Origin of the sequence: Xanthomonas bonasiae (assembly GCF_014836395.1) — a bacterium.
Lineage (GTDB): Bacteria > Pseudomonadota > Gammaproteobacteria > Xanthomonadales > Xanthomonadaceae > Xanthomonas_A > Xanthomonas_A bonasiae.
This window is the reverse complement of the sequence record NZ_JACSQX010000001.1, coordinates 300,587-312,992: the sequence shown is the minus strand read 5'-3', so window position 1 is coordinate 312,992 and position 12,406 is coordinate 300,587. Positions and strand designations below refer to the sequence as shown.

General features: G+C 68.5%; 14 protein-coding genes. 8 read left to right on the top strand and 6 right to left on the bottom strand.

Annotation, left to right across the window (positions count from 1 at the left end):
• The first annotated feature begins 15 nt into the window (after nucleotides 1-15).
• The 5 genes from kynU (at nucleotide 16) to H9658_RS01355 (ending at nucleotide 5,622) form a co-directional block, all read left to right on the top strand.
• Nucleotides 16-1,287, top strand: coding sequence for a kynureninase (kynU, locus tag H9658_RS01375; RefSeq protein ID WP_179565069.1), 1,272 nt, complete (start codon nucleotides 16-18; stop codon nucleotides 1,285-1,287).
• A 34-nt stretch (nucleotides 1,288-1,321) separates the two neighbouring features.
• Nucleotides 1,322-2,701, top strand: coding sequence for an FAD-dependent oxidoreductase (locus H9658_RS01370; RefSeq protein ID WP_191824091.1), 1,380 nt, complete (start codon nucleotides 1,322-1,324; stop codon nucleotides 2,699-2,701).
• A 149-nt stretch (nucleotides 2,702-2,850) separates the two neighbouring features.
• The gene (gene sbcB / locus H9658_RS01365) at nucleotides 2,851-4,290 is read left to right on the top strand and encodes an exodeoxyribonuclease I (protein ID WP_191824090.1); all 1,440 of its coding nucleotides are present in this window, start codon (nucleotides 2,851-2,853) and stop codon (nucleotides 4,288-4,290) included.
• The gene (locus H9658_RS01360; RefSeq protein ID WP_179565075.1) at nucleotides 4,287-4,973 is read left to right on the top strand and encodes a DUF2461 domain-containing protein; all 687 of its coding nucleotides are present in this window, start codon (nucleotides 4,287-4,289) and stop codon (nucleotides 4,971-4,973) included. The genes sbcB and H9658_RS01360 overlap by 4 nt, the downstream gene beginning before the upstream one ends.
• Nucleotides 4,974-5,085: 112 nt before the next feature.
• Nucleotides 5,086-5,622, top strand: coding sequence for a DUF2939 domain-containing protein (locus H9658_RS01355; RefSeq protein WP_191824089.1), 537 nt, complete (start codon nucleotides 5,086-5,088; stop codon nucleotides 5,620-5,622).
• Between the two features lie 130 nt (nucleotides 5,623-5,752).
• Here H9658_RS01355 and H9658_RS01350 read toward each other — a convergent pair whose 3' ends face one another.
• Nucleotides 5,753-6,343, bottom strand: coding sequence for an arsinothricin resistance N-acetyltransferase ArsN1 family A (locus H9658_RS01350; protein ID WP_225209659.1), 591 nt, complete (start codon nucleotides 6,341-6,343; stop codon nucleotides 5,753-5,755).
• Nucleotides 6,344-6,381: 38 nt separating this feature from the next.
• On the bottom strand, nucleotides 6,382-6,870 hold the full coding sequence (locus H9658_RS01345) for a MarR family winged helix-turn-helix transcriptional regulator (protein WP_191824088.1): 489 nt from the start codon (nucleotides 6,868-6,870) through the stop codon (nucleotides 6,382-6,384).
• A gap of 112 nt (nucleotides 6,871-6,982) precedes the next feature.
• On the opposite strand from H9658_RS01345, the gene H9658_RS01340 reads away from it, so the two are divergent.
• From H9658_RS01340 to arsB, 3 genes are read left to right on the top strand one after another with little or no spacing between them, the layout of a single operon-like run.
• Nucleotides 6,983-7,315, top strand: coding sequence for an ArsR/SmtB family transcription factor (locus H9658_RS01340; RefSeq protein ID WP_225209658.1), 333 nt, complete (start codon nucleotides 6,983-6,985; stop codon nucleotides 7,313-7,315).
• 4 nt (nucleotides 7,316-7,319) lie between these two features.
• Nucleotides 7,320-7,817 (top strand): arsenate reductase ArsC, encoded by a 498-nt coding sequence (locus H9658_RS01335; protein ID WP_191824086.1) that lies wholly within the window; start codon nucleotides 7,320-7,322, stop codon nucleotides 7,815-7,817.
• Between the two features lie 58 nt (nucleotides 7,818-7,875).
• Nucleotides 7,876-8,907: an ACR3 family arsenite efflux transporter gene (gene arsB / locus H9658_RS01330; RefSeq protein WP_191824266.1), complete on the top strand. Its 1,032-nt coding sequence runs from the start codon at nucleotides 7,876-7,878 to the stop codon at nucleotides 8,905-8,907.
• A 123-nt stretch (nucleotides 8,908-9,030) separates the two neighbouring features.
• Here the strand turns inward: arsB and H9658_RS01325 are convergent, their stop codons facing one another.
• The 4 genes from H9658_RS01325 to H9658_RS01310 all read right to left on the bottom strand — a co-directional run bounded on the left by H9658_RS01325 (nucleotide 9,031) and on the right by H9658_RS01310 (nucleotide 12,406).
• Nucleotides 9,031-9,843 (bottom strand): spermine/spermidine synthase domain-containing protein, encoded by an 813-nt coding sequence (locus H9658_RS01325; protein WP_191824085.1) that lies wholly within the window; start codon nucleotides 9,841-9,843, stop codon nucleotides 9,031-9,033.
• Nucleotides 9,840-10,805, bottom strand: coding sequence for a 5'-nucleotidase (locus tag H9658_RS01320; protein ID WP_179565081.1), 966 nt, complete (start codon nucleotides 10,803-10,805; stop codon nucleotides 9,840-9,842). Before H9658_RS01320 ends, H9658_RS01325 begins: the two co-directional genes overlap by 4 nt.
• A 133-nt stretch (nucleotides 10,806-10,938) precedes the next feature.
• Entirely contained in the window at nucleotides 10,939-11,709 is a 771-nt protein-coding gene (locus H9658_RS01315; protein WP_179565650.1) for an NAD kinase, read from the bottom strand.
• A gap of 73 nt (nucleotides 11,710-11,782) precedes the next feature.
• Complete coding sequence (locus H9658_RS01310) at nucleotides 11,783-12,406, bottom strand: hypothetical protein (protein ID WP_191824084.1); 624 nt, start codon at nucleotides 12,404-12,406, stop codon at nucleotides 11,783-11,785.

Genomic DNA, 12,406 nt, shown 5'->3' with positions numbered 1-12,406 from the left:
TGTTACCCGCTGCCGATGAACGAGATCCTGACCCGCAACCACGCCACCGCGCTCGATGCCGCCGACCCGCTGCGCGAGCTGCGCCGCGAATTCCTGTTCCCGCAGCACCAGGGCGCCGACCAGGCCTACTTCGTCGGCAATTCGCTGGGCCTGCAGCCGCGCGGCGCGCGCGCCGCGGTGCAGGAGGTGCTGGACAAATGGTCGACGCTGGCGGTGGAAGGCCACTTCACCGGCGACACGCAGTGGATGACCTACCACGAACTGCTGGCCGCGCCGCTGGCGCAGCTGGTCGGCGCGCTGCCGCACGAAGTGGTGGCGATGAACACGCTGACGGTGAACCTGCACCTGCTGATGGTCAGCTTCTACCGCCCCACCCGCGAGCGCCCGGCGATCCTGATCGAGGCCGGCGCGTTCCCGTCCGACCAGCATGCGCTGGCCTCGCAGATCCGCTTCCATGGCTTCGACCCGGCGACCGAACTGATCGAAGTGCAGCCCGACGGCGCCGACGGCACCGTGTCGCTGGCGGCGATCGAGCGCGCGATCGCCGAACACGGCCCGCGCCTGGCGCTGGTGCTGTGGCCGGGCGTGCAGTACCGCACCGGGCAGGCCTTCGACCTGGACGCGGTGGCGCGGCTGGCGCGCGCGGCCGGCGCCGCGGTCGGTTTCGATCTGGCGCATGCGGTCGGCAACATCCCTTTGACCCTGCACGACACCGCGCCCGATTTCGCGGTGTGGTGCCACTACAAGTACCTCAACGCCGGCCCCGGCGCGGTCGCCGGCGCCTTCGTGCACGAGCGCCATGGCCACGGCGACACACCGCGCTTCGCCGGCTGGTGGGGCCACGACAAGCGCACCCGCTTCCAGATGCGCCCGGAGTTCGTCGCCGCGCCCGGCGCCGACGGCTGGCAGCTGAGCAATCCGCCGATCCTGAGCATGGCGCCGCTGCGCGCCTCGCTGGAGCTGTTCGAACGCGCCGGGCTGCCGGCGCTGCGGCGCAAGTCGCTGCAGCTGACCGGCTATCTGGAAACGCTGATCCGCGCGCGCCTGGCCGAGACCCTGCAGATCGTCACCCCGGCCGACCCGGCGCAGCGCGGCTGCCAGCTGTCGCTGCGCGTGATCGGCGGCCGCGAACGCGGCCGTGCGCTGTTCGAGTACCTGCAATCGGTCGGCGTGCTCGGCGACTGGCGCGAGCCGGACGTGATCCGGATCAGCCCGGTGCCGCTGTACACCCGCTATCGCGACGTCTACCGCTTCGTCGAGGAAGCGGAAACCTGGGCCGGCGTCTGAGCCGCCCCCTCCTGCGCGGCCACCGCCGCGCGTCATGCCGGATTTCTCCTTGAGCGCCTCCCCCCGTAGCATCACCCTGATCGGCGCCGGCCTGGCCGGTTCCCTGCTCGCCATCCTGCTCTCGCGCCAGGGCTGGCGCGTCACCGTCTACGAGCGCCGCGGCGATCCGCGCATCCAGGACTACGAGCGCGGCCGCTCGATCAACCTGGCACTGGCCGAGCGCGGCCTGCATGCGCTGCGCCAGGCCGGCGCCGACGCCGCGGTGATGGCCAAGGCGGTGATGATGCGCGGGCGCATGGTGCATTTCGCCGACGGCCGCCAGCAACTGCAGCGCTATGGCCGCGACGACAGCGAAGTGATCTGGTCGGTGCACCGCAACGACCTCAACATCACCCTGCTGCAGTTGGCCGAACAGGCCGGCGCGCAGATCCACTTCTACCGGCGCCTGCACACGGTGGACTTCGACGCCGGCTACGCGCGCTTCATCGACGACCGCGACGACCAGCCGCACGACATCCGCTTCCGCAGCATGATCGGCGCCGACGGCGCCGGCTCGGCGCTACGCGCGGCGATGCAGCGCAAGTCGCCGATGGCCGAGCACACCGAGTTCCTGGACCATTCGTACAAGGAACTGGAGATCCCGCCCAACCCCGACGGCGGCTTCCGCATCGAGGCCAACGCGCTGCACATCTGGCCGCGCGGGCACTACATGTGCATCGCCCTGCCCAACGACGAAGGCACCTTCACCGTCACCCTGTTCCTGCCGAACGAAGGCGAGCCCAGTTTCGCCACCACCCGCAGCGGCGCGGAAGCCCTGGCGCTGTTCCAACGCGACTTCGCCGATGCGCTGCCGCTGATGCCGCAACTGGCCGAGCACTGGGAACAGCACCCGCCGGGCCTGCTCGGCACGCTACGCCTGGAACGCTGGCACCTGGACGGGCGCGCGGTGCTGCTCGGCGATGCCGCGCATGCGATGGTGCCGTTCCACGGCCAGGGCATGAACTGCGCGTTCGAGGACTGCGTGGCCCTGGCCGCGCACTTGCAGCGCGAACCGGACCTGGGCCGCGCCTACGCGGCTTTCGAGGCCGAGCGCAAGCCCAACGCCAGCGCGATCCAGCAGATGGCGCTGGAGAACTACATCGAGATGCGCGACCGCGTCGGCGATGCCGGCTTCCTGCTGCAACGCGAGCTGGAACAGGCGCTGCAGGAGCGCCACCCGACCCGCTTCGTGCCGCACTACACCATGGTCACCTTCCTGCGCACGCCGTACGCGCTGGCGTTGGAGCGCAGCGAGATCCAGCGCCAGATCCTGGTACAGGCCACGCAGGGCCACAGCGACCTGTCGCGGATCGACTGGGCCTGGCTGGAACGCACCGTGCACGATCGCCTGGCACCGCTGGACGGCGCGCATTGAGCCTCTCTGCCTTACCCTGTAGGAGCGGCTTCAGCCGCGACCGGCATTACCGGTAGCGTTGGCCGCGGCGGAAGCCGCTCCTGCAAAAGCGAGCCCGCGCGTTGCATTCGCGGCCGACGCGCACTACCCCACACCGCTCTGGTCCGACCATGCCCGACAGCTTTCTCTTCTACGACCTGGAAACCTTCGGTGCCGATCCGCGGCGCACGCGCATCGCCCAGTTCGCGGCGGTGCGCACCGATGCGGCGCTGAACGTGGTCGAGGAGCCGGTCAGTTTCTTCGTGCAGCCGGCCGACGACCTGCTGCCCTCGCCGATCGCCACGCTGATCACCGGCATCGCCCCGCAGCAGGCCCTGCGCGACGGGGTCAACGAGGCCGATGCGTTCGCGCGCATCGCCGAGCAGATGGCGCGGCCGCAGACCTGCACGCTGGGCTACAACTCGCTGCGCTTCGACGACGAATTCGTGCGCCACGGCCTGTTCCGCAATTTCCACGATCCGTACGAGCGCGAGTGGCGCGGCGGCAATTCGCGCTGGGACCTGCTGGACATGCTGCGGCTGATGCACGCGCTGCGCCCCGACGGCGTGGTCTGGCCGCAGCGCGAGGACGGCGCCACCTCGTTCAAGCTGGAACAGCTGGCGCTGGCCAACGGCGTGCGCGACGGCGACGCGCACGAGGCGCTGTCCGACGTTTACGCCACCATCGGCATGGCGCGGCTGTTCCGCGAGCGGCAACCGCGGCTGTGGGACTACGCGCTGAAGCTGCGCGACAAGCGCTTCTGCGGCGGCCTGCTCGACGTCGTGGCGATGCAGCCGGTGCTGCACGTGTCGATGCGCTATCCTGCCGCGCGCCTGTGCGCCGCGCCGGTGCTGCCGCTGGCGCGGCATCCGCGGATCGACAGCCGGGTGCTGGTGTTCGACCTGGAAGGCGATATCGAGCCGCTGCTGCGCTACACCCCGGAGCAGATCGCCGACCGCCTGTACACCCCGCAGGCCGACCTGCCCGAAGGCGAGCAGCGCATCCCGCTGAAGGAAGTGCACCTGAACAAGGCGCCGGCGCTGGTCGCCTGGTCGCACCTGCGCGATGCGGATTTCGCGCGCCTGCAGATCGACCCGGCGCAGATCCTGGCCAAGGCCGCGCGCCTGCGCGAGGCCGGGCCGGAACTGGCCGAGAAGGTCCGCCGCGTGTTCGGCAACGAACGCGCCTCGGCTCCGGCCGACGTGGATGCCTCGCTGTACGACGGCTTCCTGGCCGACACCGACAAGCGCGCGATGGCGCAGGTGCGCGCGACCCCGCCGGCACAGTTGGCGCCGCTGGAAACCGGCTTCCGCGATCCGCGCCTGCCCGAGCTGTTGTTCCGCTACCGCGCGCGCAACTGGCCGCAGACGCTGTCCATCGTCGAGCAGAACCGCTGGGACGATTACCGGCGCCGGCGCCTGCATGGCGACAGCGGCCTGTCCGAACTCGGCCTGGACGGCTACTTCGCGCAGCTCGCCGATTTACGTCTGGCTCACTCCGATGATGCTACCAAGCAAGCCCTGCTCGATCAGCTGGCCGCCTGGGGCCAGGACCTGCAACGTACCCTATGACTTCTTATTTCAGCGACGCCAGCTTCAAGTTCCTGCGTGCCCTGGCGCGGCACAACGACAAGGCCTGGTTCAACGACAACCGGCACAAGTACGAGGAGCACGTGCGCCAGCCGTTCCTGCGCCTGATCACCGACCTGCAGCCGGACCTGGCCCAGGTCAGCGACCATTTCCGCTCCGACCCGCGCGGCGTCGGCGGCTCGCTGTTCCGCATCCATCGCGACGCGCGCTTCTCCCACGACAAGTCGCCGTACAAGACCTGGCAGGGCGCGCGCCTGTTCCACGAGCGGCGCAAGCAGGTGCCGGCGCCGTCGTTCTACATCCACCTGCAGCCGGGCGAGAGCTTCGTCGGCGCCGGCCTGTGGCATCCGGAGCCGGACACGCAGCGCAAGGTGCGCCAGTTCATCTTCGACAACCCGGGCAGCTGGAAAGCCGCCGCGCACGCGCCGAAGCTGCGCCGCCGCTTCGATTTCGAGGCCACGGAAATGCTGGTGCGGCCGCCGCGCGGCTTCCCCGCCGAGTTCGAGTTCATCGACGATCTCAAGCACAAGAACTGGGTGTTCTGGCGCCAGCTCGACGACGCCACCATGACCGGGCCGAAGCTGCGCTCGCTGGTGGCGGCCGATCTGCAGACGCTGGCCCCGTTCGTGGACTATTTGTGCGCGGCCCTGGATCTGGAATTTTGAGGCAGTCCGCTTTCCCTGTAGGAGCGGCTTCAGCCGCGACAGGCATCATCGGTAACGCCTGTCGCGGCTGAAGCCGCTCCTACAAAAGATTGCATCCGCACCGAGGCACACGATGAAAAAATGGCTGGCCTTGCTGTTCCTCGCCTTGCTCGCGCTCGGCGGCTACGTCGTCGCTGGGCCCTACCTGGCGATCCGCGGCATCAGCCAGGCGCTGGAACAGCGCGATGCGGCGGCGCTGGAGCGCTACGTCGACTTCCCCACCCTGCGGGTCAACCTGAAGGCACAGGTCGACGATGCGTTGCTGCGCCGCGCCGGGCCGGACCTGCAGGCCGGCCTGTTCGGCGGCGCGCTGCTGTCGCTGGCCGGCAGCGTCAGCGGCATGGGCGTGGATGCGATGGTCACCCCGGCCGGGATCGGCGCCTTGCTGCAGGGCGACGCGCTGTGGAAGCGCGCCAGCGGCGACACCGTCGGCGGCGACACCTACGCCGCGCCGCGTCCGCCGCAACAGTTGCGGCAGGCCGAGCACCGCTTCGAATCGACCTCGCGCTTCGTCGCCACCCTCCACACCGCCGACGGCACCGCGGTGCCCTGCGTCTTCACCCGCGACGGGCTGCGCTGGAAGCTCAGCAACATCCTGCTGCCCCTGTAGGAATCTCCATGCAACTCGGCCAATGGACGACCGGGGGCCAGAGCCCCACGAAGTCCCCCGGGAGCGGCCGAGATCGACGCCACACCCGATTGGCTGGATTGGCTGCATGCCGATCCGTCGAGCGCTCCGACTAGCACGCGCCACTGCGATAGGAAGCCTTTTCAGTCATGTCGAGCACGCGCTCGGGCGTCAGGTTTTCCGCGATCACCCGCTCGACGATCACCACATCCAGCCACTCCCCTTCCAGCTGCGCGTGCTTCTCGTAGATGCCCACCTCGCGAAAGCCGCATCGCGCGCATAACGCACGGCTTGCCGCATTGATCGGGAAGATCCGCGACAAAAGCTTCCAGTAGCCCAGGCGGCGCGCTTCCGCAATCAACGCTCCCAGAAGTTCCAGGCCGATGCCACGACCTCGCGATCCGCGTTCGAGGTAAATCGAGAACTCTCCGATCCCGGCGTAACAGGCGCGCGGGCGATAGCAGCTGATATTGGCCCAGCCCAGCACGGTGCCGTCGGCATCGGTTGCGACCAGATACGGCATGAGACCCTGCGCCCCCAGCTTTTCGCGGATGTCCTCGGTACCGCGCGGCTGGGTCTCGAATGTCGAACGGCGCTCGGCGATCCCCTGGTTGTAGATCGCGGCGATGGCTTCGGCATCGTCCCGGGTGGCGATTCGAATCGGCATGCAGCGGCCCTCCTGTTTGTTGTTGGTGGCAACCATGTACTCAAACACCCCGCGACGCGCGGAAACACACCGGCTTACTCGGACGCTGCAGCTGGAGGTGTATCCGAATGAAACCGCCGCGCGGCGGCGTCAGCGAAGCGGCGGATCACCGCGGCGGCGCTGGCCAGGGTCTGCGCGTCGAAGTGGGCCACGATGGCCTTGTGCTGCCTGAGCAGATCCGCCTTGATTCGGGCATGCAAGGCATGGCCGGACGCGGTGACTTCGAGCAGCCACGCACGTTGGTCGGTCGCGTCGGCCTGGCGCCTGACATGGCCTTTGCGCTCCAGCGCATCGACGACGCGGCTCATCGTGCTCTTGTTCAAGAAGAGCCGCCTGGCGACATCCCCCGCCCGCAGCGGGCCCTGCTCCACCAAGGTCTCCAGGACATGGCACTGGGTCACCGATATGCCAAGACAGGACACCTGATCGCGGTCCCGAAACTGATAGAGCCTCACCAGATCGGACACCGCTTCGCTCAGCGCCCGGGCATCGTCGTCGAGCTTGGCAGTGCGTGCGGCGGACATCGGAACCTGGACCGAATTGGTTGTTACCTGCAACCATATGCAGGGCACGACTCTTTTTCAAGACGAAGCACCATCAAACAAAATAATTCAATAAATGATGTATCATCGAACCATGAACGAAGAGCGCGCTGTCTCCGCCCTGAGTGCCCTGGCCCACACCCAACGCCTGCGCGTGTTCCGCGCCCTGGTCGTGGCCGGTCCGGAGGGCATGACGCCCAGCATTCTCGCCGAGCGCCTCGATGTCGCCCGCAACACCTTGTCCTTCCACTTGAAGGAACTGGCGCATGCCGGACTGGTCAGCATTGAGCAGCAGGGCCGCAACCTGATCTATCGCGCCGAATACGGCCATATGAACGGCTTGATCGGCTATCTCACAGAGCACTGCTGCCAAGGTGGCGTCTGCGAGGTCATTGAGGCTTCCCCTTCCACTCGCTGCGACTGCTGACATCATGACGACCGACACCACCTACAACGCGCTGTTCGTCTGCACGGGCAATTCGGCCCGTTCCATCCTCGCCGAAGGCCTGCTCAACGGACTGGGCAAGGGCCGCTTTCATGCCTATTCGGCCGGCAGCCACCCCAAAGGGGAGGTCCATCCGCTGGCGCTGGCGACGCTGGAACGGCTGCGCCTGCCGACGGCGGGTTACCGCAGCAAGAGCTGGGACGAATTCGTGACCCCCGCTGCACCGAGGTTCGACTTCATCTTCACCGTCTGCGACAACGCCGCTGGCGAGGCGTGCCCGCTGTGGCCGGGCACGCCGGTGTCCGCCCATTGGGGCGTACCCGACCCGGCCGCGGTCGAGGGTTCTGAGGAACAGCAGCAAAAGGCCTTTCTCGACGCTGCAGTCACGCTGCGCAGGCGCATCGACCTGTTCCTGTCGCTGCCTCTGCAGCGCCTCGACAGCATGTCCTTGCAACGCGAACTGCGCGATATCGGCCAGCAGTGAGGCAGGCGCCATGAGCACCGACACCGACGTCTCCGGCTACTCGCCAGCACCCTCCGCCATGAGCGGCTTCGAGCGCTACCTGAGCGTGTGGGTGGCGCTGTGCATCATCGTCGGCATCGCGCTGGGCCAGTTCGCGCCGGGGGTGTTTCAGGCCATCGGCCGGATGGAAGTCGCCCAGGTCAACCTGCCGGTCGGCGTGCTGATCTGGATCATGATCGTGCCGATGCTGCTGAAGGTGGACTTCGCCGCGCTCGGCCAGGTCAGGCGGCACTGGCGCGGCATCGGCGTGACATTGTTCGTGAACTGGGCGGTCAAGCCGTTCTCGATGGCCCTGCTGGCGTGGATCTTCATCCGCCACGCGTTCTCGCACTGGTTGCCGGCCGAACAACTGGACAGCTATATCGCCGGCCTGATCCTGCTGGCCGCCGCGCCGTGCACGGCGATGGTGTTCGTATGGAGCCGACTGACCGGCGGCGACCCGGTGTTCACGCTGTCGCAGGTCGCCCTCAACGACACCATCATGGTGTTCGCCTTCGCCCCCATCGTCGGCTTGCTGCTGGGACTATCGTCGATCACGGTGCCATGGGCCACGCTGCTGGTGTCGGTGGCGCTATACATCGTCATTCCTGTGATCCTCGCGCAACTCTGGCGGCGGGCACTGTTGCGCAGGAGCCAGGCCGCCTTCGAGCGAACGCTGCAGCGCATCGGCCCGCTGTCGATCGCGGCGTTGTTGCTGACGCTGGTGCTCCTGTTCGCCTTCCAGGGCAAGGCCATCATCGCGCAGCCGCTGGTCATCGCCATGTTGGCGGTGCCGATCCTGATCCAAGTGTTCTTCAATTCCGGCCTGGCGTACTGGCTCAATCGCCAGGCCGGCGAGAAACACAGCATCGCAGGCCCGTCGGCACTGATCGGCGCCAGCAACTTCTTCGAACTGGCGGTCGCCGCTGCCATCAGCCTGTTCGGCTTCCACTCCGGCGCGGCACTGGCCACCGTGGTCGGGGTGCTGATCGAAGTGCCGGTGATGCTACTGGTGGTGCGTGTGGTCAACCGCTCGCGCGGCTGGTACGAGCGCCATACCCTCGCGCGGTGATCCCGCCGCGCGCGCCATCGGCGACGGCACGATTCACCACCGTCCCGAACAGCGCGGCGTATGCGGCATGCCGGACGCGCTTGGCAACGGCCGATGCCGACGCCGTTCGCAGCCGTTCGCGTCCTACCGGGGCGAACGCGCAGTGGCGGCAAATGCCCGCTGCAGGCGCCGGAACGTCGTCCGCAACTGCCAGCGCGCCGACCACGGCAGGTGCGCCAGCGCGGCGCGCGCGTCCAGCGCCGGCAGATCGCCGGTCCAGGCGAACACCACGTGGTTGTCCAGTTCCGGCTCGTCCATGCGCAGCACCCGGCCGCCGAAGATCTTGCGCAGGTGCGCCACGTGCTGGCGGGTGTCGGTGTCGTACAGGTTCACTGCCAGCACGCCGCCGGGCGTCAGCGCGGCATGGCAATCGTCGTAGAAACCGCGCGTGCGCATCGCCGCGGGGATGCCGTCGGCATCGTAGGCATCGAGCAGCAGCAGGTCGTAGCGGCCGCGGCGCTGCGGCAGCAGTTGCGCACCGTCGCCGTGCAGCGCCTGGAAACGCGCGTCGTCGGCCGGGATGTGGAAGGCGTCGCGCAGCGCCAGCACGTCGGCATCGGCCTCGATCGCCTCGATGCGCGCCCGCGGCAGATGCCGGTAGCAGAACTTGGCCTGCGAGCCGCCGCCCAGGCCGACGATGCCGATGCAGCGTGGCTCCGGCCGCAGCAGCAGGGCGCCGAGCATGCTGCGGGTGTAGTCCACTTCCAGCACGTGCGGCCACCAGGTGAGCATCCGGCTTTGCGTCACCTCGCCCTTGAACTGCAGGCTGGTGTAGCGCCAGCCGCGCTCCACGTACGGCCGTCCCGGGCGCAGCGCCTGCGTCTGCGCGCGGTCAGGCCGCAGCAACTGGCGCAGTGTGGCCCAGCGGCCTGCGCCGCCGCCGGAGGCCGCGCTCACGGCTTGGCGATGAGGTTGGCCACGCCGTGCGGCACATGCCCGGCGGCCACCCGCTCGCGCGCGGCGCTGTCGATGTTGTGCTGCGAGTCGTCGAAGAAGATGTCGGCGCCGAACGCCTGCAGGAACGGCCCCTTGTGGCGGCCGCCCAGGAACAGCGCCTCGTCCAGCCGCACGCCCCATTCGCGCAGCGTGCGGATCACCCGCTCGTGCGCCGGCGCCGAGCGCGCGGTGACCAGCGCGGTGCGGATCGGCGAGGCTTCGCCGGCCGGGAACGCGGACTGCAAGGCATGCAGCGCGGACAGGAAATTGCGGAACGGCCCGCCGGTCAGCGGCTCGCGCGCGTTCTCGCGCTCGTAGCGGCCGAACGCCTCCACGCCCTGCTCGCGCGAGAAGCGCTCGCCCTCGTCGCCGAAAATCACCGCATCGCCGTCGAAGGCGATGCGCAGCTGCGTGGACAACCGCTCCGAATCGATCGCTCCGGCCGCCGCGGCCGCTTCCTGCGCATGTTCGCCCGGCGGCTTGGGCAGGATCGTCGCCGCGGCGATGCCGTGGCTCAGCGCGCGCCGCACCGATTCCGGATTCGCCGACAGGAACAGGTCGGTGCCGAACGGCTTGACGTAAGGCCAGGTGGCCTCGCCGGAGGTGAAGGTGGCGCGGACGATGCCCAGTCCGTAGTGCTGGATCGAATTGAAGATGCGCAGCCCGGTATCGGCGGAATTGCGCGACAGCAGGATCACCTCCACCGGCGGCGTCTCCGGCGGCGTGCCCTGGTTCAGCGCCAGCAGCTTGCGCACCACCGGGAACGCCACGCCCGGCGCCAGCACATCGTCCTCGCGCTCGCGCTGGTACGCGCTGTACGCCTCCACTCCCTGCTGCTCGAACAGGGCATGGCCCTCTTCCAGATCGAACAGGGCACGCGAGGTGATCGCGACGGTTAGCAGGCGGGGGGAGTTGTCGGACATTGGGCAGGGATTCGAAATTGGGGATTCGGGATTGGCAAAAGCGGTCAATTGGATCGGAAAGCAGATAGAGAAAGCGACAGAAAGGCAGACTGGCGGTTGCGAATCCCTAATCCCGACTCCCCAATCCCCGCTTTCAAACCATAAATTGCTCACTCAAGATCCGCTCCTCCAGGTTGTGCTCCGGATCGAACAGCAGGGTGACCAGGCGGTCGCGCGATTCGCGGATGGTGACTTCGACCACGTCGCGGGTTTCGTGCGAGTCGGCGGTGACGCTGACCGGGCGCTTGTACGGATCGAGCACGCGCAGGCGCACTTCGGTGTCGGCCTTGAGGATCGCGCCGCGCCAGCGCCGCGGCCGGTACGGGGCGATCGGGGTCAGCGCCAGGGTGTGCGACCCCAGCGGCAGGATCGGGCCGTGCGCCGAGGAGTTGTAGGCGGTGCTGCCGGCCGGCGTGGCCACCATCACCCCGTCGCAGATCAGTTCGTCGACGCGGGTCTGGCCGTTGAGGTCGATGCTGACGTGCGCGGCCTGGCGGGTCTGCCGCAGCAGCGACACTTCGTTGTAGGCCAGCGAACCGGTTGTGGTGCCGGACTCGGTCTGCGCCAGCATCTCCAGCGGCCGCAGCTTGGCCGGCTCGGCCTGCGCCAGCCGCACCACCAGATCGTCGTCCAGATACTGGTTCATCAGGAAGCCGACCGTGCCCAGTTTCATGCCGAACACCGGTTTGCCCAGGCCGCCGTGACGATGCAGGGTCTGCAGCATGAAGCCGTCGCCGCCGAGCGCGCACAGCACATCGGCGTCGGCCGGCGCATGGTCGCCGTAGCGCGCGATCAGCTGATCGCGCGCCGCGAGCGCGGCTGGCGCGGTGCTGGCGAGGAAACAGATGCGGGGAGAAGACGGCAGGACAGGAACGTTCATGCCGCGATCATACCCGGCACGCCGTTACGCGCGCGCGGCCACCCCGGCGGCGGCGACGCTAGCGTCCGGACGCGTAATCGTCGTAGACGGTGCGCGCGGCCTGTTCCTGCATGTCCTGGCGGACCGACGCCGGCACGACGGCGATCAGGCGTTCGCGGACCTGCTGCGCCAGCTGCGCGGACTTGATGTCGCCCATGCCCTCGCCCTGCCGCGCATCGGCCAGACACAACCAGTACCAGGCGCGTGCGACATCCCGGCATGGCTGCGGACCAAAGGCCTGGATCCAGGCCAGTTCGGGTTCCCAGCCCGCGCCTTCGCGCCAGCCGCGCGCGCCCCATTGCGCCAGCAGCGCGGCATGATCCGGTTCGGTGCCGATGCCCAGAAAGCAACGGCGGCCATATTCGCGGTAGGCGACGCTGAAGCGATTGTCCAGCCAGGTGCGGGCGTAGACCGCGCGCTTCAATGCGGCCAGCGCCGCGACCGGCTCGCCGCTGGCATCCAGGTGCAGAAACCAGGCATACGCGGCATCGCCGAAGGATTTCCTGGACAGCGCGCGCAGCGGCGCCAGGTTGCCTTGCCGCTGTTGCTGCAACGCACGCTGCAGCCGCACCTCCAGCGAAGGCCGCCGGGCCATGAGCACCAGCAGCAGCACGACGAACGCGGGAATCAGAAGGTAGAGCAT

What these genes read in the sequence shown, in the direction of transcription:
- arsB (WP_191824266.1), top strand. Translation starts at nt 7,876, where the DNA reads ATGAGCGGCTTCGAGCGCTACCTGAGCGTGTGGGTGGCGCTGTGCATC.
- H9658_RS01335 (WP_191824086.1), top strand. Translation starts at nt 7,320, where the DNA reads ATGACGACCGACACCACCTACAACGCGCTGTTCGTCTGCACGGGCAAT.
- H9658_RS01345 (WP_191824088.1), bottom strand. Translation starts at nt 6,870, where the DNA reads ATGTCCGCCGCACGCACTGCCAAGCTCGACGACGATGCCCGGGCGCTG.
- sbcB (WP_191824090.1), top strand. Translation starts at nt 2,851, where the DNA reads ATGCCCGACAGCTTTCTCTTCTACGACCTGGAAACCTTCGGTGCCGAT.
- kynU (WP_179565069.1), top strand. Translation starts at nt 16, where the DNA reads ATGAACGAGATCCTGACCCGCAACCACGCCACCGCGCTCGATGCCGCC.
- H9658_RS01360 (WP_179565075.1), top strand. Translation starts at nt 4,287, where the DNA reads ATGACTTCTTATTTCAGCGACGCCAGCTTCAAGTTCCTGCGTGCCCTG.
- H9658_RS01340 (WP_225209658.1), top strand. Translation starts at nt 6,983, where the DNA reads ATGAACGAAGAGCGCGCTGTCTCCGCCCTGAGTGCCCTGGCCCACACC.
- H9658_RS01310 (WP_191824084.1), bottom strand. Translation starts at nt 12,406, where the DNA reads ATGCTCTACCTTCTGATTCCCGCGTTCGTCGTGCTGCTGCTGGTGCTC.
- H9658_RS01350 (WP_225209659.1), bottom strand. Translation starts at nt 6,343, where the DNA reads ATGGTTGCCACCAACAACAAACAGGAGGGCCGCTGCATGCCGATTCGA.
- H9658_RS01355 (WP_191824089.1), top strand. Translation starts at nt 5,086, where the DNA reads ATGAAAAAATGGCTGGCCTTGCTGTTCCTCGCCTTGCTCGCGCTCGGC.
- H9658_RS01320 (WP_179565081.1), bottom strand. Translation starts at nt 10,805, where the DNA reads ATGTCCGACAACTCCCCCCGCCTGCTAACCGTCGCGATCACCTCGCGT.
- H9658_RS01370 (WP_191824091.1), top strand. Translation starts at nt 1,322, where the DNA reads ATGCCGGATTTCTCCTTGAGCGCCTCCCCCCGTAGCATCACCCTGATC.